This window comes from Pseudomonas sp. GW821-FHT09C09 (genome assembly GCF_059418105.1).
The window spans coordinates 133,042-157,122 of sequence record NZ_JBWKPF010000005.1; the positions used below are offsets into that span (position 1 = coordinate 133,042).

Below are 24,081 nucleotides of genomic sequence, written 5' to 3' on the forward strand. Positions count from 1 at the left end.
CGTTATAGCCAATGCAATTGATTCGCATCTTCGGACGCGAATCAGCACCTATAAAGATTCGTGCGACACGGAGCGCTATCGATGTCCTCACGCCTTACCCGCCAGACTTCTTCCCCTTCCCGCGTACTGTCGTTGCTGACCGCCGCCATCCTGATGGCCGGCACTGCGCCGTTGATGGCCGCCACCGAGCAGCCGGCACGCAACATGGGCGATTACTCGTTCGCCATCGGCCAGCAACCGCTGGTGTCGGCACTCAACGCGTTTACCACCGTCACGGGCTGGCAGGTGGGCTTGCCGGCAGAACTGGGTCAAGGCGTGTCGTCGCCGGGCGTGCGCGGCTCGCTGCCACCGGAAAAAGCTCTGGAGCGCCTGTTGGTGGGGACCAACCTGAGCTTCCGCAAGCTGAGCAACAACAACGTCGTGCTGGAAAAACGCAACAACAGCGGCGCACTCAACCTCGACCAGGTGACCATCAGCGCCACCCGTCAGGAACAGTCGGTCAACAGCGTACCGGCCACCGTCACCGTGCAGACCCGTCAGGATCTGGATCGCAACAACGTCAATACCATCAAGGATCTGGTGCGCTACGAGCCGGGCGTCTCCGTGGGCGGCGCCGGTCAGCGCGGCGGTATCAGCGGCTACAACATTCGCGGCATCGACGGTGACCGCATCCTGACTCAGGTCGACGGTGTCGAAGTGCCGGACGGTTTCTTCAACGGCCCGTACGCCAAGACCCAGCGCAACTACGTCGATCCGGAAATCGTCAAACGCGTGGAAATCCTTCGCGGCCCAGCCTCGGTGCTGTACGGCAGCAACGCCATCGGCGGCGCGGTCAGTTATTACACCCTCGACCCGGACGACATCATCAAGCCCGGCAAAGACGTCGGCGCCCGCCTGAAAACCGGCTACAGCTCCGCCGACGACAGCTGGCTGAAATCCGCCACCGTCGCCGGTCGCGCCGAGCAGTTCGACGGTTTGCTGCACTACAGCCAGCGCGACGGTCATGAAACCGACTCCTACGGCAGCAACAACGGCACCGGTCTTGAGCGCACTGCCGCCAACCCGGAGGACGTGAAAGCCTCCAACGTGCTGGCCAAGATCGGCTGGAACTACAGCGAAGGTTCGCGTCTGGGCCTGACTTATGAGAAGTACAAGGACGATCGCGACACCGATCAGAAAAGTGCTTACGGCGGCCCGTTCTTCAATGGCGCTCCGACCATTCCCAACAGCATGCTGCCCGGCGGCATGTACCAGTGGCGTACCGGCAACGACACCGTCACTCGCGAGCGTTTCGGCCTGGAGCACAGCTTCGCCCTCGACAGCCTGCTGGCCGACAACGTGAAGTGGAGCCTCAACCACCAGGTCGCCAAGACCGACCAGAGCACCGAAGAGTTCTACTACCCGATGACCCGTAAAGTGCTGCGTACCCGCGACACGATCTACGAGGAAAAACAATGGGTGTTCGATGCGCAACTGGACAAGGCATTCGCCATCGGTGACACCGATCACGTGCTGACCTACGGCACCACGATCAAGCAACAGAAAGTCACCGGTTCACGCAGCGGCGACGGCAAGTGCCTGGCAGTCGGTCGCGGCTGCACCGCCATCGGCGCCACCAGTGCGGCCGATGTGCTGAAGAAGTCCAGCGACTTCCCGGACCCGACCATCAACACCTACAGCCTGTTCGCCCAGGATCAGATCAGCTGGAACAAGTGGACCTTCCTGCCGGGCCTGCGCTACGACTACACCCAGCTCAAGCCGCACATCACTCAGGAATTCCTCAACACCGTGGCTGCCGACGGCAAAGGAACGGTGAGCGACGAAAACAAGACCTGGCATAAAGTCTCGCCGAAATTCGGCCTGACCTACGCCCTGACCGATAACTACACCTGGTACGGCCAGTACGCCGAAGGCTTCCGCACCCCGACCGCGAAAGCGCTGTACGGCCGCTTCGAGAACAGCACCACCGGCTACAACGTGGCGCCGAACCCGAACCTGGAACCGGAAAAGAGCAAAAGCTATGAAACCGGTCTGCGCGGCAACTTCGAGCAAGGCTCGTTCGACGTGGCGGTGTTCTATAACAAGTACCGCGACTTCATCAACGAAGACGCCGTCACCCCGGGCTACAGCGAGCTGACCTTCCAGTCCAGCAACATCAAGCACGCCACTATCAAGGGTGCCGAAGTCAAAGGTCGCCTGAACCTGGATTCCTTCGGTGCGCCGCAAGGTCTGTACACCCAGGGTTCGATCTCCTACGCCTACGGACGTAACAACGACAACGGCGAGCCGTTGAACAGCGTCAATCCGCTGACCGGCGTATTCGGTCTGGGTTATGACCAGGACAACTACGGCGGCCTGCTGAGCTGGACCGTGGTGAAGAAAAAGGATCGCGTCGACGACAGCAACTTCAAGTCGCCGGACGGTGTCAGCAGTCAATTCAAGTCCCCGGGCTTCGGCATTCTCGATCTGGCCGGCTACTACAAGGTCACCGACGACGTCACCGTCAGCGGCGGCATCTACAACCTGACCGACAAGAAGTACTGGTTGTGGGATGACGTGCGCGGTTACGACAGCGTCGGCGAAGCGTCGGTGACACAACCGGCCAACCTCGACCGCCTGACCCAGCCGGGTCGCAACTTCGCGATCAACCTGGTCTGGGACATCTGATCCGGATGACCTCACGGCGCATGCATTGTCGCGCCGTGAGGTTTTTTTACTGTCCGGCGCTTGCCCGTTCGTCTCGTTATCAAGCGCCTCTTTTATCAAGGACATCTCATGAGCACCCCGGAAAAAGCCCTGCGTTCGCAACGCCTGAACCAGATCACCCACGAGCCGCACAGCAAGCTCGATGCACTGGTGAAAGCCCATGCGCCGTTCGAGACTCGCGCCAATTTCGCCCGCTTCGTGGTCGCGCAGTACCTGTTCCAGTCGGAACTGGTCTCGCTGTACAACGATGCCGAACTGACTGCCATCGTCCCTGACCTGCCGGCCCGCTGCCGCGCAGAAGCGGCCAAGGCCGACCTCGCCGACCTCGACACCGAAGTGCCTGCGCCCGTTGCCGGCGCGGTGAAAAACCCGAGCAAGGCCCGCGCCCTGGGCTGGATCTTCGTGTCCGAGGGTTCCAAGCTCGGCGCGGCGTTCCTGATCAAACGCGCCGTCGCACTGGAACTGAGCGAAACCTTCGGCGCCCGTCACCTGGGCGAGCCTGAAGGCGGTCGCGCCGAAGGCTGGAAGAGCTTCGTGCGTACCCTCGATTCGCTGCAATTCAGTGCCGAAGAAGAAGCCGAAGTGGAGCAAGGCGCGATCGACGCGTTCAACCGTTTCACCGTGCTGCTGGAACAGGCTTACGCCACGGAAGCCGAACCGGCCTGATTCTGGCCACATTGTAAAATCCTGTGGGAGCTGGCTTGCCAGCTCCCACAAGGAATTGCGTAAGTCTGTAAGATTCCTGCCCTGTCTCATAAGCCACTCGCTGAGCCCATGCCCCAACCCGCCTCCTCCCGACTCGCCCGCCTGCTGTTCGGCCTGCTCGCCTACGTCAGCCTCGGCATCGGCCTGATCGCCATCGTCGTGCCCGGCCTGCCGACCACCGAATTCATCCTGCTTGCCGCCTGGGCTGCCACTCGCAGTTCGCCGCGCCTGAGTGCCTGGCTGGAAAACCATCGGCTGTTCGGGCCGATCCTGAGCAACTGGCGCAACGGCAAGATCATCGCCCGCAAAGCCAAGGTCAGCGCCACCGTCAGCATGCTGCTGTGCGCCACCCTGATGCTGGTGGTGCTCGATCACGGCTGGCCGGTTTACCTGGCGATTGCCGGCATGACAATGGGCAACCTGTGGATCTGGTCACGCCCGGAATCGCTGCCGAAGATTTCCTGATTTTCCCCTTCTTTTCAGGGCTTTTGCCCGCGCAAACGTTTTGCCGTGACCGTTCGTCGGCATGCGCCTCATGCACCCTCGCCCCGCGCCGATGAGCATTGAATGGCGCTGAATGGATTTGGCGAACCGGGCAATTCCGTGCCCCGTAGCCAACAGTTCATTCATTCGCGAGAACACCCCATGTTCGACTCCCTGTCCATTCGCCTGAAAATCGTCCTGCTGTCCGGGCTCTGCCTGCTCGGCGTGGTTGCGCTGATCGTCGGCATCAACATCTACCAGACCAACCAGAACGACGAACTGGTCAGCGATTCGAGCAGCAAGATGCTCACCGCCAGCGTGCAGAACCTGCTGCAGGCCAAGGCGGCCGAACAGGCAGTGCAGGTGCAGAAAACCTTCGGCGAGAGCCTGCTGGTGATCACTGCTCTGGCCGACCAGATCAAGGACATGCGCGTCATGGCCGCCAAGCGTTCGCTGGACGCCGGGGCCTTGCGTGAAGAGTTGAACCTGAGCCTGAAAACCGCGTTCGAGCGCAACAGCAAGGTGCTCGGCATCTGGCTGGCCTTCGAACCCAACGGCCTGGACGGCAAGGACAGCGAGTTCGTCAACGACGCGGCGCGCCAGTCCAACGAAGCCGGGCGCTTCGCCACCTACTGGAGCCGCGCCGCCGGTTCTGCGCTGAACACGATCATGGTCGAAGAAGACATGACCAAGACCACCCTCAGCGTCAGCGGCACGCCTTACAACAGCTGGTACACCTGCCCTCGCGACAACAAGCGCACCTGCCTGCTCGACCCGTACGCCGACACCGTGGGCACCAAGGAAATGCTCATGACCACCATTTCCGTGCCGCTGCTGGTGGACGGCAAGGCCATCGGCGTGGTCGGCATCGACATCGCACTCGACGCCCTGCAAGCGGCGGCCGTGGGCTCCCAGCGCGAACTGTTCAACGGTGCCGGGCACATGCTGATCGTCTCCGGCAGCGGCGTGCTCGGCGCCTACAGCACCGACGCGACCAAGGTCGGCAAAGGCATCGCCGAAACCCTGGGTGCCGAAGGCAAGGACATCCTGCAACTGCTGAGCGCCGGCACACCGAAAATTCTCGAACAGGGCGACCTGATCCGCGCCGTGTACCCGGTCGACCCAATTGGCAACTCCCGGGCCTGGGGCGTGGTCATCGACCTGCCGAAACAAGTGCTGCTGGCCGACTCGGTCAAGCTGCAAGCGGTGCTCGATGACGCTCAGCAAACCGGCGTGATGACCGCGTTGGCGGTGGCCGTGATCGCCGGCCTGATCGGTCTGGTGCTGATCTGGCTCACCGCCTCCGGCGTGACCCGGCCGATCAACAGTGTTGCCGAGATGTTGAAGAACATCGCCAGCGGCGAAGGCGATCTGACCCAGCGCCTGAACTACACCAAAAAGGATGAACTCGGCGAACTGGTGAACTGGTTCAACCGCTTCCTCGACAAGCTGCAACCGACCATCGCCCAGATCAAACAGAGCATCACCGAGGCCCGAGGCACCGCCGATCAGTCGTCGGAAATCGCCCGCCAGACCAGCGAAGGCATGCAGGTGCAGTTCCGCGAGATCGATCAGGTGGCCACCGCCTCCAACGAAATGAGCGCCACCGCCCACGATGTGGCCAATAGCGCCTCGAACGCCGCCAACGCGGCGAAGGGTGCCGATCAGTCGGCCAAGGACGGGATGTCGATCATCGAGCGCAGCACCCGTGACATCAATCAACTGGCCGATGAAGTCAGCAAGGCGGTGACCGAAGTCGAGGAACTGGCGGTCAACAGCGAACAGATCGGTTCGGTGCTGGAAGTGATCCGCAGCATCGCCGAACAGACCAACCTGCTGGCGCTGAACGCCGCGATCGAAGCAGCCCGCGCTGGTGAAAGCGGTCGTGGTTTCGCGGTCGTCGCCGACGAAGTCCGTAACCTGGCCAAGCGCACTCAGGATTCGGTGGAAGAAATCCGCGTGGTGATCGAACGCATCCAGACCGGCACCCGTGGCGTGGTCGCGACCATGCACTCGAGCCAGACCCAGGCCCACAACAACGCCGGGCAGATCCGCCAGGCCGTGGACGCGCTCGGCAAGATCAGCGACGCGGTCACCGTCATCAGCGACATGAACCTGCAGATCGCCAGCGCCGCCGAACAACAAAGCGCCGTGGCCGAAGAGGTCAACCGCAACGTCTCGGCGATCCGTACCGTCACCGAAACCCTGACCGAACAGGCCACCGAATCGGCGGCGATCAGCAGCCAGTTGAATGCCCTGGCCAGTCAGCAGATGAAATTGATGGATCAGTTCCGCGTCTGACCTCCCCCCGATCGTCATCTGATCTATGATCAGGCCCTCTCCCGGAGGGCCTTCGATGACTGATCTGCTCACGTCCATTCAAGCCGCACTCGGCTTGCCCTGCACGCCGATTCCGTTCACCGGCGAGGGCGCCCTGCCCTCGGCGTTTGCCGTCACCGACCTTGCCTGCGCGAGCATTGCCGCGGCCGGGCAAGCGGTCGGCGAATTGCTTCGGCAGCAGACCGGCCAGTTGCCAAGCGTTGAAGTTGACCGTCGCCTCGCCTCGTTCTGGTTCGCCACCTCACTGCGACCGATAGGTTGGGAAGTGCCGCCGCTGTGGGACCCAGTGGCCGGAGACTACGCAACAAAGGACGGCTGGATCCGCCTGCACACCAACGCCCCGCATCATCGCTCCGCCGCTGAAAGCGTGCTGGGTGCCTGCGCCGACCGCGCGGCCATGGCGACGAAAGTCGCGCAATGGACCAGTGCCGATCTGGAGCAAGCGGTGGTCGATGCCAAGGGTTGTGCTGCCGAAATGCGCAGCTGGGCGCAGTGGCAGAAACACCCGCAGGGCCTGGCGGTGAATGCCGAGCCGTTGGTGCATTTCAGTGATGGAGAGGAAGGTCATCTACCCTGGAATGGCTCGGTGGCGCAGCCATTGGCCGGGCTCAAGGTGCTCGATCTGACCCGCGTCCTCGCCGGCCCGACCGCCAGCCGCTTTCTCGCCGGGCTAGGCGCCAATGTCCTGCGCATCGACCCGCCGACCTGGAACGAACCCGGCGTAGTGCCGGAAGTGACCCTCGGTAAACGCTGTGCGCGGCTGGATCTGCATCAACCGGCAGATCGCGCGGTGTTTGAAAGCCTGCTCAAGGACGCTGACATTCTGCTCCACGGCTATCGCGCCGATGCGCTTGAGCATCTCGGTTTCGGCGTCGAACGTCGCCGGCAACTGGCACCGGGGCTGATCGACGTCTGTCTCAATGCTTACGGCTGGAGCGGTCCGTGGCAGAACCGTCGGGGCTTCGACAGCCTGGTGCAGATGAGCAGCGGGATTGCCGAGGCCGGGCAGCGCTGGAAGCAGGCGGACAAACCGACGCCGCTGCCGGTGCAGGCGCTGGATCATGGGACGGGATATCTGATGGCGGCGAGTGTGATCAGGTTGCTGGCTGAAAGGTTACGCAGTGGTCGAGGTGGGTCCGCTCGACTGTCGCTGGCGCGGACGGCGAAGCTGTTGATCGAGCAGGAACCGGGCACGAACGAAGTGCTGCGTCCGGAAGATGCCAAGGATCAGAGCTTGCGACTGGAGCAGACGCCCTGGGGGCCGGCGCATCGGCTGCAAGCGCCTTTGAAGATCAGCGGGACGCCATTGCAGTGGACATTGCCGGCCACCGAGTTGGGTTCACATCAAGCGCGATGGTTTTGACTGCGTGCGGGTTTCAATCCGCACGACTCGACGATGTCCACAGCAACTGCGCCGCATAACCGCGAAACGGTCGCCAGGCCTCGGCGCGGGCTGACAACTCCCGCGCCGTCAGCCGCTCTCCCTCCAAAACCTCCAGCGCCCGCAACAACCCCACATCCCCGGTCGGGAACCCGTCCATATCCCGCAACTGCCGCAGGGCAATGTACTGCGCCGTCCAGTCGCCGATCCCGTGCAGCGCCAGCAACCGCGCCGTCCCGGAGGCAAACAGCAACGGATCATCCAGCAACGCCTGCGCCACCCCGGACAAAGTACGCCCGCGACTTTTCGGCATGCCCAGCGTTGCCAGATCGGCGTTCGCCAAAACAGCTGCCCGAGGAAAGACGTGAGTCAAACCAGGCACCGATGAACGCAAAGGCTCGCCATACTGCGCCAGCAGTTTCCCCGCCAGCCGGATCGCCCCGACCACGGTGATCTGCTGCCCCAGCACCGCCCGAAACGCCAGCTCCAATCCATCCCACGCACCCGGCACCCGCAACCCCGGGCGTTCGGCAATCAACCGCGCCAACAGCGGGTCCGCCTTCAAATGCTGTTGCATCGTCGGCAGATCCGCGTCCAGATCGAACAGCCGACGCAAGCGCATGATGATCTCGGGAACCGCTGACGGATCGGGGAAATCCAGCTCCACCTCCAGCGCATCGCCGTCACCGGGCCAGACCGAAACCGTGCCGTGAACGCCGTCCAAACCGATGCTGCGCGAATACACGCCATCGATCACCGCCTCCATCCCGACCACCGCCCGCGCGGCGAGAAACCCGAGCATCGCCGGCCAGTCGTAGGGTGCCTGGTATTCGAGCCGCAGCCTCACAGTGACAGCAAGCCGCTGTACAACCCGTAGGCCGCCAGCCCGGCCCCGGCGATCACGCAGGTGAAAATCCCCTTCTCGATGGTGGTGAACAGTGGCTCGCCCTGCTCATGCTTGGCCTTGGCGAACAGGATCACCCCCGGGGCATACAGCAGCGCCGACAACAGCAGGTATTTCACCCCACCGGCGTACAACAACCACACCGCGTAGCACAGGGCGATACCGCCGATCAGCAGGTCTTTGGTGCGTTCGGCCGAGGCATGTTCATAGGTTTCGCCGCGCCCGCTCAACAACACCGCGTAAGCCGCCGACCACAGGTACGGCACCAGAATCATCGACGACGCGAGGTAGATCAGGCTGGTGTAAGTACCGGCGGAAAACAGCGTGATCAACAGGAAAATCTGGATCATCACGTTGGTCAGCCACAGCGCATTGACCGGCACATGGTTGGCATTTTCCTTTTTCAGGAACGCCGGCATGGTCTTGTCCTTGGCCGTGGCGAAGAGGATTTCGGCGCACAGCAGCGCCCATGACAGCAACGCGCCGAGCAACGAAATCGCCAGGCCGATGCTGATCGCCAGCGCGCCCCACGGCCCGACGATGTGTTCCAGCACAGCCGCCAGCGAAGGGTTCTGCAGTGTCGCCAGTTCCGGCTGGCTCATGATCCCCAGCGACAGCACGTTGACCAGCACCAGCAGCGCGAGCACGCCGATGAAACCGATCACCGTGGCCCGGCCGACATCCGAACGTTTCTCGGCCCGCGCCGAATACACGCTGGCGCCTTCGATACCGATGAACACGAACACCGTCACCAGCATCATGTTGCGTACCTGATCCATCACCCCGCCGAAATTCGGATTGCTGCGGCCCCAGATGTCACGGGTGAAGATATCGGCCTTGAACGCCACGGCAGCGATGACGATGAACATGATCAGCGGCACGATCTTGGCCACGGTGGTCAGTTGATTGATGAACGCCGCCTCCTTGATCCCGCGCATCACCAGAAAGTGCACGGCCCACAGCAGCACCGAGGCGCAACCGATGGCGATCGGCGTGTTGCCCTGGCCGAACACCGGAAAGAAGTAGCCGAGGGTGCTGAACAGCAACACGAAATACCCGACGTTGCCCAGCCAGGCACTGATCCAGTAACCCCACGCCGAAGAGAACCCCATGTAGTCGCCAAACCCGGCCTTGGCGTAGGCGTAAACGCCGGAATCCAGCTCCGGCTTGCGGTTGGCCAGGGTCTGGAACACGAACGCCAGGGTCAGCATGCCGATGGCGGTGATTCCCCAGCCGATCAGGATGGCGCCGGCGTCGGCACGAGCCGCCATGTTCTGCGGCAAGGAGAAAATCCCCCCGCCAATCATCGAACCCACCACCAGGGCGATCAGCGCGCCAAGGCGCAGCTTTTGCGTCGGTTGCGACATACAAATCTCCTTGAAAGATGTGGTGAGGTTTTATTTGTAACAACTATTAACTAAACGGCTAATAGCCGAAGACGTTTATCAGGTAATGCCAACAAACGCCCACTTATATATAGCGGATGACGCTAACGCCTAGCACGTTAAGTCAGTTTTGTGCGCCGATCCTAATAAATCAATTCTGTACTGAAAACAGATGTGAAAAATTTGCCAAAACCTGAAAAGCAACTAGCGTGATAACTCGAAAGTAATAGGATCCATTCCCAATCAAATCGACCAAAGGCCTCTGGGACGGGCCTTCCAGACAGTAGCCTTATGCCTGCAGTGGATTCATAAGTCATTCATTAACAATGGAATGTGGCCATGCACTGATCTATGTCAGCTGTTTGAACAGTCAACAGAACTACGCTGTGAACTCTTCTCTCCTGCAATGGAGTCATGCAATGTCTGAAGCTCCCGGAAAACTACGACTAGGTGCACTGGTTGCCCTGGTAGTCGGATCAATGATCGGTGGCGGGATATTCTCTTTGCCACAAAACATGGCCGCCAGCGCCGATGTCGGTGCGGTACTGATCGGGTGGGCCATCACCGCCGTCGGCATGCTCACCCTCGCTTTCGTCTTTCAAACCCTCGCCAATCGCAAACCTGACCTGGACGGCGGTGTGTACGCCTACGCCAAGGCCGGTTTCGGCGACTACATGGGTTTCTCGTCCGCCTGGGGCTACTGGATCAGTGCCTGGCTGGGCAACGTCGGTTACTTCGTTCTGCTGTTCAGTACCCTCGGCTATTTCTTTCCGATTTTTGGTGAAGGCAACACCGTTGCCGCCGTGATTGGTGCCTCGGTGCTGCTGTGGGCCGTGCACTTTCTGGTGCTGCGCGGGATCAAGGAAGCGGCGTTCATCAACCTGGTGACCACCGTCGCCAAGGTTGTGCCGTTGCTGCTGTTCGTCCTGATCGCGATTTTCGCCTTCAAACTGGACATCTTCACCGCCGACATCTGGGGCGTGAAAAACCCGGACCTGGGCAGCGTGATGAACCAGGTGCGCAACATGATGCTGGTCACCGTGTGGGTGTTCATCGGCATCGAAGGCGCGAGCATCTTCTCGGCCCGGGCGGAAAAACGTTCGGACGTGGGTAAAGCCACCGTGATCGGTTTCATCACCGTGCTGCTGTTCCTGGTGCTGGTGAACGTGCTGTCGCTGGGCATCATGACCCAACCGGAACTGGCCAAACTGCAGAACCCGTCGATGGCCGCCGTGCTTGAGCACGTGGTCGGTCACTGGGGCGCGGTGCTGATCAGCGTCGGCCTGATCATCTCGCTGCTGGGAGCGCTGCTGTCGTGGGTGCTGCTGTGTGCGGAGATCATGTTCGCCGCCGCCAAGGACCACACCATGCCGGAGTTCCTGCGCAAGGAGAACGCCAACCACGTACCGGTCAACGCCCTGTGGCTGACCAACGCGATGGTCCAGTTGTTCCTGGTCATCACCCTGTTCTCGGCCAGCACTTACCTGTCGCTGATCTACCTCGCCACTTCGATGATTCTGGTGCCGTACCTGTGGTCGGCGGCCTACGCCCTGCTGCTCGCGGTGCGCGGCGAAAGCTACGAAGGCTTCGCGGCCGAAAGGCGCAAGGACCTGATCATCGGCGGCATCGCCCTGATCTACGCGATCTGGCTGCTCTACGCCGGCGGCGTGAAGTACCTGCTGCTCTCGGCACTGCTCTATGCGCCCGGCGCGATCCTGTTCGCCAAGGCCAAGCTCGAACTCAAACAACCGGTTTTCACCAACGTCGAGAAGCTGATTTTCGCCGCGGTGGTCGTGGGTGCCCTGGTGGCGGCCTACGGTCTCTACGACGGCTTCCTGACTCTGTAATTGCCAAACGTTTTATCTCTGGAGGATCACTGAAATGACCACGGAAAAAGTTAAGTACGGCGTCCATTCCGAAGCCGGCAAACTGCGCAAAGTCATGGTTTGTTCCCCAGGTCTGGCCCACCAGCGGCTGACCCCGAGCAACTGCGACGAACTGCTGTTCGACGATGTGATCTGGGTCAACCAGGCCAAGCGCGACCACTTCGACTTCGTCACCAAGATGCGCGAGCGCGGGATCGAAGTGCTGGAAATGCACAACCTGCTGACCGACATCGTCGGCAACCCCGAAGCGCTGAAATGGATTCTGGATCGCAAGATCACCCCGGACACCGTCGGCGTCGGCCTGACCAACGAAGTGCGCAGCTGGCTCGAAAGCCTGGAGCCGCGCAAGCTCGCCGAGTTCCTGATCGGCGGCGTGGCCGGCGAAGATCTGCCGGACAGCGAAGGCGCCAGCGTGATCAAGATGTACCGCGACTACCTGGGCCACTCCAGCTTCCTGCTCGACCCGCTGCCCAACACCCAGTTCACCCGCGACACCACTTGCTGGATCTACGGCGGCGTGACCCTCAACCCGATGTACTGGCCGGCCCGTCGTCAGGAAACCCTGCTGACCACCGCCATCTACAAATTCCACCCCGACTTCACCGGCGCCGACTTCGAAGTCTGGTACGGCGACCCGGACAAGGATCACGGTAAAGCCACCCTCGAGGGCGGCGACGTGATGCCGATCGGCAATGGCGTGGTGTTGATCGGCATGGGCGAGCGCACTTCGCGTCAGGCTATCGGCCAACTCGCACAGTCGCTGTTCGCCAAAGGCGCCGTGGAAAAAGTCGTGGTCGCCGGCCTGCCGAAATCCCGCGCGGCGATGCACCTGGACACCGTGTTCAGCTTCTGCGACCGCGACCTGGTCACGATCTTTCCGGAAGTGGTAAAGGAAATCGTGCCGTTCATCATCCGTCCTGACGAAAGCAAACCTTACGGTCTGGACGTACGACGGGAGAACAAAACGTTCCTCGAAGTCGTGGCCAACTCGCTGAACCTGCCGAACCTGCGCGTGGTGGAAACCGGTGGCAACAGCTTCGCCGCCGAACGCGAGCAATGGGATGACGGCAACAACGTGGTGGCCGTGGAACCGGGCGTGGTCATCGGCTACGACCGCAACACCTACACCAACACCCTGCTGCGCAAGGCAGGCGTGGAGGTCATCACCATCAGCGCCGGCGAACTGGGCCGTGGCCGTGGCGGCGGCCACTGCATGACCTGCCCGATCATCCGCGACCCGATCGACTACTAAAACTCTGAGCCCTGGCCGCGACTCACAAAGAGCGGCCAGGGGGATAACCGACACCGAAGGAGATCCATCATGGCTTTCAACATCCACAACCGTAACCTGCTCAGCCTGGAACACCACACCCCACGTGAGCTGCGTTACCTGCTCGACCTGTCCCGCGACCTGAAACGCGCCAAGTACACCGGCACCGAGCAACAACACCTGAAGGGCAACAACATCGCCCTGATCTTCGAAAAAACCTCGACCCGTACCCGTTGCGCGTTCGAAGTCGCCGCCTATGACCAGGGCGCCAACGTCACCTACATCGACCCGAACTCCTCGCAGATCGGCCACAAGGAAAGCATGAAAGACACAGCCCGCGTGCTGGGTCGCATGTACGACGCCATCGAGTACCGTGGCTTCAAGCAGGAAATCGTCGAAGAGCTGGCCAAGTTCGCCGGCGTACCGGTGTTCAACGGCCTGACCGATGAATATCACCCGACCCAGATGATCGCCGACGTGCTGACCATGCGTGAGCACGCCGACAAGCCGATCCACGAAATCAGCTACGCCTACCTGGGCGACGCCCGCAACAACATGGGCAACTCGCTGCTGCTGGTCGGCGCAAAACTGGGCATGGACGTGCGCATCTGCGCGCCGAAAGCCCTGTGGCCCCACGATGATCTGGTGCAGCGCTGCAAAAAATACGCGGAAGAAAGCGGCGCCCGCATCACCCTGACCGAAGACCCGAAAGCCGCCGTGAAAGGCGTGGACTTCATCCACACCGACGTCTGGGTATCCATGGGTGAACCGGTTGAAGCCTGGGCCGAGCGCATCGAGCAACTGCTGCCGTACCAGGTCAACGCACAACTGATGAAAGCCACCGGCAACCCGCGCACCAAGTTCATGCACTGCCTGCCGGCGTTCCACAACAGCGATACCAAGGTCGGCAAACAGATCGCCGAGCAGTATCCGCACCTGGCCAACGGCATCGAAGTGACCGACGACGTGTTCGAGTCGCCGGCCTGCATCGCCTTCGAGCAAGCGGAAAACCGCATGCACACCATCAAGGCGATTCTGGTATCGACCCTGGCTGATCTGTAAGCGTTGCCCCTGACCTGCGGGCGCCGCCAAAGGCTGCACCCGCAGGCTCACCGAATTCTGAAAGGACTGCATTATGCGTATCGTCGTAGCTCTGGGCGGTAACGCCCTGCTCCGCCGTGGTGAGCCGATGACCGCTGACAACCAGCGCGCCAACATCCGCATCGCCACCGAGCAAATCGCCAAGATCCACCCCGGCAATCAACTGGTCATCGCCCACGGCAATGGTCCGCAAGTCGGCCTGCTGTCGTTGCAGGGCCTCTCCTATAAACCCGATGAAGCCTACCCTCTGGACGTGCTCGGTGCCGAAACCGAAGGCATGATCGGTTACATCATCGAACAGGAACTGGGCAACCTGCTGGACTTCGAAGTCCCGTTCGCCACCCTGCTCACTCAGGTCGAAGTCGATCCCAAGGATCCGGCTTTCAAGGACCCGACCAAATTCATCGGCCCGGTCTATGCCAAAGAAGAAGCCGAGCGCCTGGCCATAGAGAAAGGCTGGGTGGTCAAGGCCGACGGTAACAAATACCGTCGCGTGGTGGCCAGCCCGAAACCCAAGCGCATCTTCGAAATCCGCCCGATCAAGTGGCTGCTGGACAAGGGCAGCATCGTGATCTGCGCTGGCGGTGGCGGCATCCCGACCATGTACGACGAAAAGCGCACTCTCAAAGGCATTGAGGCGGTCATCGACAAGGACCTGTGCTCGTCGCTGCTGGCCGAACAGCTGGAAGCGGACTTGCTGGTGATCGCCACCGACGTCAACGCGGCGTACATCGACTTCAAAAAACCCACCGAGAAAGCCATCGCCCAGGCCCACCCGGACGAACTCGAACGCCTGGGCTTCGCCGCCGGTTCCATGGGGCCGAAGGTGCAGGCAGCTTGCGAATTTGCACGCCATACTGGCAAGGTCGCGGTAATCGGTTCGCTGGCAGACATCGAAGCCATCGTCCAGGGCACCGCCGGTACGCGGGTGAGCACCTCGAAACCCGGCATCACCTACCGATAAAAAAGAAATGCTGGGGCAGACTCCAGGTCTGCCCTTCTCCCATGCCTTGAAAGGAGAGAACACCATGGCCCAGTTCGAACCCGGTCATTTGCACATCGAGCGGCACGCGTTGACCAAAGATGACGTCAACTACAACATCCGCCTCGAATACGAGGTGTCGCAGGATCCGCAAAAAGGCAAAGGGATACAGTTCCGGCTGGTTGGAAGCATCCAGGGCAAGGAAGTCAACGAACCGTTCTTTCTGCCCAAGGAAGAGGCCTACAACTTTGCGCGCAACGTGACGCAGATTGCCGAAAAGTACGGCATCCCCAAAAGCCACAGCCAGATCGGCTCGGTGCACAAGCATTACGACCTGATGTTTGAAGACATCCGTACGCAGTTGAATATGAAATCCGGGGATCCGGTCAATCCCGAGCATTTCGAGTAACCCGAACTCACCCCATACCCCCTGTGGGAGCGAGCTTGCTCGCGAAAGCGCTCTGTCAGTCCATATCTTGATTGCTGATACACCGCATTCGCGAGCAAGCCCGCTCCCACAAGGGTATGTAGCCAGCGGAAGAACGCGCCCGGTTTCACCATTTCCCCGCCCCAAGGCATACTTGCCCCCCTCCGCACTCCAGAACCCAGAACCACCCCATGCGTATCCACGTCAGTTTCATCGACCGCGTCGGCATCACCCAGGAAGTCCTGGCGATTCTCGGTGGACGCAATCTCAATCTGGATGCGGTGGAAATGGTCCCGCCGAACGTCTACATCGACGCCCCGACCCTCAGCCCGCAAGTGCTCGAAGAGTTGAAAGACGCGCTGTTCCGGGTGCGCGGCGTGGAAGCCGTGGTGGTGGTCGACATCCTGCCCGGCCAGCGCCGGCACTTGCAGCTCGACGCGTTGCTCGCGGCGATGACCGACCCGGTGCTGGCGCTGGACAGCGCCGGCAAGGTGCTGCTGGCCAACCCGGCGCTGATCGCCTTGTACGGTCGCGAGCCGGCGGGCGAAAGTGTCTCGGAGCTGTTCAACGATCCGGGCCTGCTCGAAACCTTGCTCGAACAGGGCTTCCGCTTGCCGCTGCGGGAGATCACCGTCAACGGCCAGACCCTGTTGCTGGACGCCACGCCGATCACCGACGCCGGCGCCCTGCTGACTCTGTATCAACCCAACCGCATCGGCGAACAACTCTCGGCGCTACACCACGATCACGCCGAAGGATTCGATGCGCTGCTCGGCGAGTCACCGCCGATCCGCACGCTCAAGGCCCGGGCGCAGCGTGTTGCGGCACTCGACGCACCGCTGCTGATCCAGGGTGAAACCGGTACCGGCAAGGAACTGGTGGCCCGCGCCTGTCACGCCATCAGCGCCCGGCACAACGCACCGTTTCTGGCGCTGAACTGCGCGGCCCTGCCGGAGAACCTCGCCGAGAGCGAACTGTTCGGCTACGCCCCCGGCGCTTTCACCGGCGCACAACGGGGCGGCAAACCGGGGCTGATGGAGCTGGCCAACCAGGGCACGGTGTTTCTCGACGAGATCGGCGAGATGTCGCCGTACTTGCAGGCCAAGCTGCTGCGTTTTCTCAACGACGGCAGCTTCCGTCGGGTGGGCGGCGATCGCGAAGTCAAAGTCGATGTGCGGATCCTCAGCGCGACCCACCGCGACCTGGAAAAAATGGTCAGCGAAGGCCTGTTCCGCGAAGACCTGTTCTACCGCCTCAACGTGCTCAACGTCGAAGTGCCGCCGTTGCGCGAACGCGGTCAGGACATTCTGTTGCTGGCACGCTATTTCATGCAGCAGGCCTGCGCGCAGATCCAGCGCCCGGTCTGCCGACTCGCCCCGGGCACTTACCCGGCACTGCTCGGCAACCGCTGGCCGGGCAACGTGCGGCAATTGCAGAACGTGATTTTCCGCGCCGCCGCCATCTGCGAAAGCAGCCTGGTGGACATCGGCGACCTCGACATCGCAGGCACCTCCGTGGCACGCCAGACCGACACCGACGTCGACAGCCTGGAAGAAGCGGTGGAAGCCTTCGAAAAATCGCTGCTGGAAAAACTCTACGTCAGCTATCCCTCGACCCGCCAACTGGCCGGCCGCCTGCAGACTTCGCACACGGCAATTGCCCATCGGCTGCGCAAGTACGGGATTCCGGGAAAAGCCTGACCCCGCCAAAAGCGACCTCCATCTGTACTGAAAGCGCTACAGCGGAACGATATCGCTACACCCTCCTCCGATCAGCGCCGTGCAAGGCTTTGATCCGCTTCAGCTTTTTTCTTCGCCCCAAGCTGTAGCGATTTCGCTACAAGCCCCACCCTCAAAGCCCATCAATAAAATATCAACTCATTGATTTATAACGATATTTTTACGTTGGCCGCGTTCTTGCTAAGTAACCGTTCATAAAATCAGGGCATTACCGCCCAAGTAATCCACCGCGTCCACCAGACGAGTCTGGCCCTTAGGAGATTCCATGAGCGAGTTGCGTTTTACTGAAGATCACGAATGGCTGCGCGCCGAAGCCGATGGCTCTGTCACCGTTGGCATCACCGCTTTCGCGCAGAACGCTTTGGGCGACGTGGTGTTCGTGCAACTGCCTGAACTGCAGGCTTACGAGAAAGGCGCCGAAGCCGCCACCGTGGAATCGGTAAAAGCCGCCAGCGGCGTTTACATGCCACTGGACGGTGAAGTCCTGGCCACCAACCCGGCGCTGGAAGACAGCCCTGAGCTGGTCAACGAAGATCCGCTGGGCGAAGGCTGGTTCTTCCGCTTCAAGCCAGCCGACGCTTCCGCCGTCGCCAAGCTGCTGGATCAGGACGCCTACGACCGTCTGATCAAAGCCCAAGCCGAAGCCTGAGGAACCTGACATGACCCAAGTAAATCTCGGCACCGCCAACGAATTCATCGCCCGTCACATCGGCCCGCGCGCCGGTGACGAGCAGGCCATGCTCAACAGCCTCGGTTTCGACTCGCTCGAAGCCCTGAGCGCCAGCGTCATCCCGGAAAGCATCAAGGGCACCAGCGTGCTCGGTCTGGACGACGGCCTGAGCGAAGCCGATGCCCTGGCAATGATCAAAGGCATCGCCGGCAAGAACCAGCTGTTCAAGACCTACATCGGCCAGGGCTACTACAACTGCCACACGCCGTCGCCGATCCTGCGCAACCTGCTGGAAAACCCGGCCTGGTACACCGCTTACACCCCGTACCAGCCGGAAATTTCCCAGGGCCGTCTCGAAGCGCTGCTGAACTTCCAGACCCTGATCAGCGACCTCACCGGCCTGCCGATCGCCAACGCTTCCCTGCTCGACGAAGCCACCGCCGCTGCCGAAGCCATGACCTTCTGCAAACGCCTGAGCAAGAACAAGGGCAGCCACCAGTTCTTCGCCTCGATCCACAGCCACCCGCAAACCCTCGACGTGCTGCGCACCCGTGCCGAGCCACTGGGCATTGAAGTGGTGGTCGGCGACGAGCGTGAACTGACCGACGTGACGCCGTTCTTCGGCGCCCTGCTGCAATACCCGGCGAGCAACGGTGATGTGTTCGACTACCGTGAACTGACCGAGCGCTTCCACGCCGCCAACGCTCTGGTGGCCGTGGCCGCCGACCTGCTGGCCCTGACTCTGCTGACTCCGCCGGGCGAATTCGGCGCGGACGTGGCCATCGGCAGCGCCCAACGCTTCGGCGTGCCGCTGGGCTTCGGTGGCCCGCACGCGGCTTACTTCTCCACCAAAGATGCGTTCAAGCGCGACATGCCGGGCCGTCTGGTCGGTGTTTCGGTTGACCGTTTCGGCAAACCGGCCCTGCGTCTGGCGATGCAGACCCGCGAGCAACACATCCGCCGCGAGAAGGCCACGTCGAACATCTGCACCGCGCAAGTGCTGCTGGCCAACATCGCCAGCATGTACGCCGTGTACCACGGTCCGAAAGGCCTGACCCGGATCGCCAACCGCGTGCATCACCTGACCGCGATCCTGGCCAAGGGCCTTAGCGCACTGGGCGTGACCGTCGAGCAAACCAGCTTCTTCGACACCCTGACCCTGACCACCGGCGCGCAAACCGCCGCGCTGCATGACAAGGCCCGCGCTCAACAGATCAACCTGCGTGTGATCGACGCCCAGCGTCTGGGCCTGTCGGTCGATGAAACCACCACCCAGGCCGACATCGAAACCCTGTGGGGCCTGTTCGCCGACGACAAGGCTTTGCCTGATTTCGCTGCTCTCGCCGCTGCCGTGCAAAGCACTATTCCTGCCGCGCTGGTGCGTCAGTCGCCGATCCTCAGCCACCCGGTGTTCAACCGTTATCACTCGGAAACCGAGCTGATGCGCTACCTGCGCAAACTGGCGGACAAGGACCTGGCACTGGATCGCACCATGATCCCGCTGGGTTCGTGCACCATGAAGCTCAACGCCGCCAGCGAAATGATCCCGGTGACCTGGGCCGAATTCGGCGCCCTGCACCCGTTCGCCCCGGCCGAGCAAAGTGCCGGTTACCAGCAACTGACCGACGAACTGGAAGCGATGCTCTGCGCCGCCACCGGTTACGACGCAATCTCGCTGCAACCGAACGCCGGTTCCCAGGGTGAATACGCAGGTCTCTTGGCGATCCGCGCCTACCACCAGAGCCGCGGCGAAGACCGTCGCGACATCTGCCTGATCCCGTCATCCGCCCACGGCACCAACCCGGCCACCGCCAATATGGCCGGCATGCGCGTGGTCGTGACCGCCTGCGACGCCCGTGGCAACGTTGACATCGAAGACCTGCGCGCCAAGGCCATCGAGCACCGCGAACACCTCGCCGCGCTGATGATCACCTACCCGTCGACCCACGGCGTGTTCGAAGAAGGCATCCGCGAAATCTGCGGCATCATTCATGACAACGGCGGTCAGGTGTACATCGACGGCGCCAACATGAACGCGATGGTCGGCCTCTGCGCACCGGGCAAGTTTGGCGGCGACGTCTCGCACCTGAACCTGCACAAGACTTTCTGCATCCCTCACGGCGGTGGCGGCCCGGGCGTCGGCCCGATCGGCGTGAAATCGCACCTGACTCCGTTCCTGCCGGGCCACGGCCACATGGAGCGCAAGGAAGGCGCGGTCTGCGCAGCACCGTTCGGCAGCGCGAGCATTCTGCCGATCACCTGGATGTACATTCGCATGATGGGTGGCGCAGGTCTGAAGCGCGCTTCGCAGCTGGCGATCCTCAATGCCAACTACATTTCCCGTCGCCTGGAAGAGCACTATCCAGTGCTGTACACCGGCAGCAATGGTCTGGTGGCGCACGAGTGCATTCTGGATCTGCGTCCGCTGAAAGACAGCAGCGGCATCAGCGTCGATGACGTTGCCAAGCGTCTGATCGACTTCGGTTTCCACGCCCCGACCATGTCGTTCCCGGTGGCCGGCACGCTGATGATCGAGCCGACCGAAAGTGAATCCAAAGAAGAACTGGACCGCTTCTGCGACGCCATGATCCGCATCCGCGAAGAAATCCGCGCAGTGGAAAACGGCACCCTGGACAAGGACGACAACCCGCTGAAGAACGCTCCGCACACTGCGGCAGAGCTGGTTGGCGAGTGGACTCACCCATACAGCCGCGAACAAGCGGTGTACCCGGTGGCGTCGTTGATCGAAGGCAAGTACTGGCCGCCGGTCGGTCGTGTCGACAACGTGTTCGGCGACCGCAACCTGGTCTGCGCCTGCCCGTCGATCGAAAGCTACGCTTGACCTGTGAGGGGGCCGGGTCGCCCGCCCCTTTCATGCGTGCCTGATGTGCCTATAACAAGAAACCGGAGAACAACCATGTCGTTAAGCGTGTTCGACCTGTTCAAGATTGGCATCGGCCCCTCCAGTTCCCACACCGTCGGCCCGATGCGCGCAGCCGCGCGCTTCGTCGAAGGCCTGCGCCGGGAAAACCTGTTGTCGGCCACCACCAGCGTCAGGGTCGAGTTGTACGGATCCCTCGGCGCCACCGGCAAGGGTCACGGCAGCGACAAGGCTGTGCTACTGGGCCTGGAAGGCGAACACCCGGATACCGTGGATACTGAAACCGTCGCCGCACGTCTCACGCAGATTCGTGGCAGCGGGCGTTTGAACCTGCTCGGTGAACACAGCATCGCGTTCAACGAGAAAGAACACCTGGCAATGATCCGCAAGCCGTTGGCCTATCACCCCAACGGCATGATCTTCCGTGCCTTCGATGCGGCGGGACTGCAGATCCGCAGCCGCGAGTACTACTCGGTCGGCGGCGGTTTTGTGGTCGACGAAGATGCGGCCGGTGCCGACCGTATCGTCGAAGACGCCACACCGCTGACCTTCCCGTTCAAGAGCGCCAAGGACTTGCTCGGTCACTGCGCCACTTATGGGCTGTCGATCAGTCAGGTGATGCTGACCAACGAAAGCGCCTGGCGCCCGGAAGCGGAAACCCGCGCCGGCCTGCTGAAAATCTGGCAAGTGATGCAGGACTGCGTGGCTGCCGGCTGTCGCAATGAAGGCATTCTGCCGGGTGGCCTGAAGGTCAAACGGCGGGCGGCGGCATTGCACCGGCAACTGTGCAAGAACCCGGAATCGTCGCTGCGCGATCCGTTGTCGGTGCTGGACTGGGTCAATCTCTACGCCCTCGCCGTCAACGAAGAAAACGCCAACGGCGGGCGTGTAGTGACAGCGCCAACCAACGGCGCGGCAGGAATCATTCCGGCCGTGTTGCATTACTACATGCGCTTCATTCCCGGCGCCAACGATGACGGCGTGGTCCGTTTCCTGCTGACCGCGGCGGCCATCGGCATTCTGTACAAGGAAAACGCCTCGATCTCCGGCGCCGAAGTCGGCTGTCAGGGCGAGGTCGGCGTGGCCTGTTCGATGGCGGCCGGCGCGTTGTGCGAAGTCCTCGGCGGCAGCGTGCAACAAGTGGAAAACGCCGCCGAAATCGGCATGGAACACAACCTCGGCCTGACCTGCGATCCGATTGGCGGGCTGGTGCAGGTGCCGTGCATCGAGCGCAACGCCATGGGCTCGGTCAAGGCGATCAACGCCGTGCGCATGGCCATGCGCGGCGACGGGCAGCACTTCGTCTCCCTCGACAAGGTCATCCGCACCATGCGCCAGACCGGCGCCGACATGAAAAGCAAATACAAGGAGACCGCCCGCGGCGGTCTGGCGGTCAACATTATCGAGTGTTAATTAGCCCCCTCTCCCGCCGGGAGAGGGTTGGTGTGAATCAAGGAGTCACGCATGTCCACCGAACAACTGTCGAAAACCCCGCTGCACGCTCTGCACATCGAACTCGGCGCCCGCATGGTGCCGTTCGCCGGCTACGACATGCCGGTGCAATACCCGCTGGGCGTGATGAAGGAACACCAGCACACCCGTGAGCAGGCCGGGCTGTTCGATGTCTCGCACATGGGCCAGATTCGCCTGACCGGCGCCAATGCCGCCAAAGCCCTGGAAACCCTGGTGCCGGTGGACATCATCGACCTGCCGGTGGGCATGCAGCGCTACGCGATGTTCACCAACGAAACCGGTGGCATCCTCGATGACTTGATGGTCGCCAATCTCGGCGACGACGAACTGTTCCTGGTGGTCAACGCCGCGTGCAAGGATCAGGACCTGGCGCATCTGCAAAAACACATCGGCGATCAGTGCACCATTACCGAGCTGTTCGAAGCCCGCGCACTCCTCGCCCTGCAAGGTCCGGCGGCTGTGACCGTACTGGCACGCCTGGCGCCGGAAGTGGCGAAGATGACCTTCATGCAGTTCGCCCGCGTGACGCTGCTGGGTGTGGATTGCTTCGTCAGCCGCTCGGGCTACACCGGTGAAGACGGTTTCGAAATCTCCGTACCGGCAGCCGATGCGGAAAAACTCGCCCGCGCCCTGCTGGCCGAACCGGAAGTCGCCGCCATCGGCCTCGGTGCCCGGGATTCGCTGCGTCTGGAAGCCGGCCTGTGCCTGTACGGCCACGACATGAACACCGACACCACACCAATCGAAGCCAGCCTGTTGTGGGCAATCTCCAAGCCACGCCGTGCCGATGGTGCACGGGCCGGCGGTTTCCGGGGTGCAGAACAGGTTTTCGCCCAGCAGCAGAACGGTGTCGCACGCAAACGCGTCGGCCTGCTGCCGCAGGAGCGCACGCCGGTCCGTGAAGGTGCAGAGATCGTCAACGAAGCTGGCGAAGTCATCGGCAGCGTGTGCAGCGGCGGTTTCGGCCCGACCCTGGGCGGGCCATTGGCGATGGGTTACCTCGACAGCGCTTATGTCGCACTGGACACACCAGTCTGGGCCATCGTTCGTGGGAAAAAGGTGCAAATGCTTGTAAGCAAAATGCCATTCGTTCCACAACGCTACTATCGTGGTTGATTGACTGTTTCTATAAGTAACGCGATTGCGTTATGCGTGCACTAATGTGTAACGCAATCGCCATAAAACAGTGCACTTCCCTTACATTCGATTCGAATATGAACTTGGCTTATAACGTTCGAAAACAATTGAACAAGCTAATCGTATAAGCCCGACTAGTGGACTGACTAACAGCCGGCAAGCACAGGAAAACCGGGGCCTTCACGGGGCTTGTTTTTCCTCCTGTAGTTGGCGTAGAGTTTGTCCACTGTGTTTGCATGGGTCAGCTTGGAATCGTGACCTGGGCAGTAGCCTACAAGTTAGCTACATCCCGTTCGACGTCTTCTTACTCTCCTGCAACCAGCCCCAGTACTCTTTCATGAGGAAGAGACTGTCATCAATTTTTGCGTCAAAGGAAATAAGAAATGTCCACACGTCAGAGCGGTACCGTCAAGTGGTTTAACGACGAGAAAGGTTTTGGTTTTATCACTCCAGAAAGCGGTCCGGATCTGTTCGTGCATTTCCGCGCTATTCAGGGCAACGGCTTCAAGAGCCTGAAAGAAGGCCAGAAAGTGACTTTCGTTGCCGTACAAGGCCAGAAAGGCATGCAGGCTGATGAAGTCATCGCTGAAGCCTGATTTTCTGTAACGAAA

Annotated in this window: 18 protein-coding genes and 1 pseudogene; 17 read left to right on the forward strand and 2 right to left on the reverse strand. The window is 61.5% G+C overall.

All coding sequences use genetic code 11. The annotated features are described in order from the left end of the window. The first annotated feature begins 81 nt into the window (after window positions 1–81). From AC07NR_RS17225 to AC07NR_RS17250, 6 genes and pseudogenes are all read left to right on the forward strand, one after another. Window positions 82–2,667 (forward strand): TonB-dependent receptor, encoded by a 2,586-nt coding sequence (locus tag AC07NR_RS17225; protein ID WP_495079031.1) that lies wholly within the window; start codon window positions 82–84, stop codon window positions 2,665–2,667. A gap of 108 nt (window positions 2,668–2,775) precedes the next feature. Beyond that, window positions 2,776–3,372: a biliverdin-producing heme oxygenase gene (locus tag AC07NR_RS17230; RefSeq protein ID WP_085709644.1), complete on the forward strand. Its 597-nt coding sequence runs from the start codon at window positions 2,776–2,778 to the stop codon at window positions 3,370–3,372. A gap of 108 nt (window positions 3,373–3,480) precedes the next feature. Continuing rightward, the gene (locus tag AC07NR_RS17235; protein ID WP_495079032.1) at window positions 3,481–3,876 is read left to right on the forward strand and encodes a YbaN family protein; all 396 of its coding nucleotides are present in this window, start codon (window positions 3,481–3,483) and stop codon (window positions 3,874–3,876) included. A gap of 453 nt (window positions 3,877–4,329) precedes the next feature. Beyond that, window positions 4,330–5,337, forward strand: a pseudogene (locus AC07NR_RS17240) (methyl-accepting chemotaxis protein); the annotation flags it as partial. Window positions 5,338–5,439: 102 nt separating this feature from the next. Then, window positions 5,440–6,195, forward strand: coding sequence for a methyl-accepting chemotaxis protein (locus tag AC07NR_RS17245; RefSeq protein ID WP_371320921.1), 756 nt, complete (start codon window positions 5,440–5,442; stop codon window positions 6,193–6,195). A 55-nt stretch (window positions 6,196–6,250) separates the two neighbouring features. After that, on the forward strand, window positions 6,251–7,597 hold the full coding sequence (locus AC07NR_RS17250; protein WP_495079033.1) for a CoA transferase: 1,347 nt from the start codon (window positions 6,251–6,253) through the stop codon (window positions 7,595–7,597). 13 nt (window positions 7,598–7,610) lie between these two features. On the opposite strand, the gene AC07NR_RS17255 is transcribed toward AC07NR_RS17250, so the two are convergent. Next, a complete protein-coding gene (locus tag AC07NR_RS17255; protein WP_495079034.1) occupies window positions 7,611–8,462 on the reverse strand; it encodes a DNA-3-methyladenine glycosylase family protein in 852 nt (283 codons plus the stop codon). Continuing rightward, window positions 8,459–9,886 (reverse strand): arginine-ornithine antiporter, encoded by a 1,428-nt coding sequence (gene arcD, locus AC07NR_RS17260; protein WP_192552250.1) that lies wholly within the window; start codon window positions 9,884–9,886, stop codon window positions 8,459–8,461. The genes AC07NR_RS17255 and arcD (AC07NR_RS17260) overlap by 4 nt, the downstream gene beginning before the upstream one ends. A gap of 437 nt (window positions 9,887–10,323) precedes the next feature. Here arcD (AC07NR_RS17260) and arcD (AC07NR_RS17265) point away from each other — a divergent pair, with 437 nt between their 5' ends. The 11 genes from arcD (AC07NR_RS17265) (at window position 10,324) to AC07NR_RS17315 (ending at window position 24,066) form a co-directional block, all read left to right on the forward strand. After that, a complete protein-coding gene (arcD, locus tag AC07NR_RS17265) occupies window positions 10,324–11,751 on the forward strand; it encodes an arginine-ornithine antiporter (protein ID WP_265813437.1) in 1,428 nt (475 codons plus the stop codon). A gap of 34 nt (window positions 11,752–11,785) precedes the next feature. Continuing rightward, the gene (gene arcA, locus AC07NR_RS17270) at window positions 11,786–13,042 is read left to right on the forward strand and encodes an arginine deiminase (protein WP_495079035.1); all 1,257 of its coding nucleotides are present in this window, start codon (window positions 11,786–11,788) and stop codon (window positions 13,040–13,042) included. A 69-nt stretch (window positions 13,043–13,111) separates the two neighbouring features. Beyond that, the gene (locus AC07NR_RS17275) at window positions 13,112–14,122 is read left to right on the forward strand and encodes an ornithine carbamoyltransferase (protein WP_025126828.1); all 1,011 of its coding nucleotides are present in this window, start codon (window positions 13,112–13,114) and stop codon (window positions 14,120–14,122) included. A 73-nt stretch (window positions 14,123–14,195) separates the two neighbouring features. Continuing rightward, a complete protein-coding gene (arcC, locus tag AC07NR_RS17280; protein WP_495079036.1) occupies window positions 14,196–15,125 on the forward strand; it encodes a carbamate kinase in 930 nt (309 codons plus the stop codon). 64 nt (window positions 15,126–15,189) lie between these two features. Next, on the forward strand, window positions 15,190–15,552 hold the full coding sequence (locus AC07NR_RS17285; protein ID WP_085709636.1) for a DUF5064 family protein: 363 nt from the start codon (window positions 15,190–15,192) through the stop codon (window positions 15,550–15,552). A 209-nt stretch (window positions 15,553–15,761) separates the two neighbouring features. Continuing rightward, the gene (gene gcsR / locus AC07NR_RS17290) at window positions 15,762–17,270 is read left to right on the forward strand and encodes a transcriptional regulator GcsR (protein WP_114885058.1); all 1,509 of its coding nucleotides are present in this window, start codon (window positions 15,762–15,764) and stop codon (window positions 17,268–17,270) included. A gap of 304 nt (window positions 17,271–17,574) precedes the next feature. Further along, on the forward strand, window positions 17,575–17,958 hold the full coding sequence (gene gcvH / locus AC07NR_RS17295) for a glycine cleavage system protein GcvH (protein WP_007951190.1): 384 nt from the start codon (window positions 17,575–17,577) through the stop codon (window positions 17,956–17,958). Between the two features lie 10 nt (window positions 17,959–17,968). Then, window positions 17,969–20,821, forward strand: a complete 2,853-nt coding sequence (gene gcvP, locus AC07NR_RS17300; protein WP_495079037.1) for an aminomethyl-transferring glycine dehydrogenase — start codon at window positions 17,969–17,971, stop codon at window positions 20,819–20,821. Window positions 20,822–20,896: 75 nt separating this feature from the next. Continuing rightward, window positions 20,897–22,273 carry an L-serine ammonia-lyase gene (locus tag AC07NR_RS17305; RefSeq protein WP_085730271.1) on the forward strand — a complete coding sequence of 459 codons (1,377 nt, stop codon included), beginning with the start codon at window positions 20,897–20,899 and terminating at the stop codon, window positions 22,271–22,273. 51 nt (window positions 22,274–22,324) lie between these two features. After that, window positions 22,325–23,449 (forward strand): glycine cleavage system aminomethyltransferase GcvT, encoded by a 1,125-nt coding sequence (gene gcvT, locus AC07NR_RS17310; RefSeq protein ID WP_495079038.1) that lies wholly within the window; start codon window positions 22,325–22,327, stop codon window positions 23,447–23,449. 404 nt (window positions 23,450–23,853) lie between these two features. Then, window positions 23,854–24,066, forward strand: coding sequence for a cold-shock protein (locus AC07NR_RS17315; protein ID WP_007951194.1), 213 nt, complete (start codon window positions 23,854–23,856; stop codon window positions 24,064–24,066). Window positions 24,067–24,081 lie beyond the last annotated feature (15 nt).

Bases quoted from the DNA above. Each gene is read 5' to 3' on its own strand.
- AC07NR_RS17225 (WP_495079031.1), top strand. From the start codon at position 82: ATGTCCTCACGCCTTACCCGCCAGACTTCTTCCCCTTCCCGCGTACTG.
- AC07NR_RS17230 (WP_085709644.1), top strand. From the start codon at position 2,776: ATGAGCACCCCGGAAAAAGCCCTGCGTTCGCAACGCCTGAACCAGATC.
- AC07NR_RS17235 (WP_495079032.1), top strand. From the start codon at position 3,481: ATGCCCCAACCCGCCTCCTCCCGACTCGCCCGCCTGCTGTTCGGCCTG.
- AC07NR_RS17245 (WP_371320921.1), top strand. From the start codon at position 5,440: ATGCAGGTGCAGTTCCGCGAGATCGATCAGGTGGCCACCGCCTCCAAC.
- AC07NR_RS17250 (WP_495079033.1), top strand. From the start codon at position 6,251: ATGACTGATCTGCTCACGTCCATTCAAGCCGCACTCGGCTTGCCCTGC.
- arcD (WP_192552250.1), bottom strand. From the start codon at position 9,886: ATGTCGCAACCGACGCAAAAGCTGCGCCTTGGCGCGCTGATCGCCCTG.
- arcD (WP_265813437.1), top strand. From the start codon at position 10,324: ATGTCTGAAGCTCCCGGAAAACTACGACTAGGTGCACTGGTTGCCCTG.
- arcA (WP_495079035.1), top strand. From the start codon at position 11,786: ATGACCACGGAAAAAGTTAAGTACGGCGTCCATTCCGAAGCCGGCAAA.
- AC07NR_RS17275 (WP_025126828.1), top strand. From the start codon at position 13,112: ATGGCTTTCAACATCCACAACCGTAACCTGCTCAGCCTGGAACACCAC.
- arcC (WP_495079036.1), top strand. From the start codon at position 14,196: ATGCGTATCGTCGTAGCTCTGGGCGGTAACGCCCTGCTCCGCCGTGGT.
- AC07NR_RS17285 (WP_085709636.1), top strand. From the start codon at position 15,190: ATGGCCCAGTTCGAACCCGGTCATTTGCACATCGAGCGGCACGCGTTG.
- gcsR (WP_114885058.1), top strand. From the start codon at position 15,762: ATGCGTATCCACGTCAGTTTCATCGACCGCGTCGGCATCACCCAGGAA.
- gcvH (WP_007951190.1), top strand. From the start codon at position 17,575: ATGAGCGAGTTGCGTTTTACTGAAGATCACGAATGGCTGCGCGCCGAA.
- gcvP (WP_495079037.1), top strand. From the start codon at position 17,969: ATGACCCAAGTAAATCTCGGCACCGCCAACGAATTCATCGCCCGTCAC.
- AC07NR_RS17305 (WP_085730271.1), top strand. From the start codon at position 20,897: ATGTCGTTAAGCGTGTTCGACCTGTTCAAGATTGGCATCGGCCCCTCC.
- gcvT (WP_495079038.1), top strand. From the start codon at position 22,325: ATGTCCACCGAACAACTGTCGAAAACCCCGCTGCACGCTCTGCACATC.
- AC07NR_RS17315 (WP_007951194.1), top strand. From the start codon at position 23,854: ATGTCCACACGTCAGAGCGGTACCGTCAAGTGGTTTAACGACGAGAAA.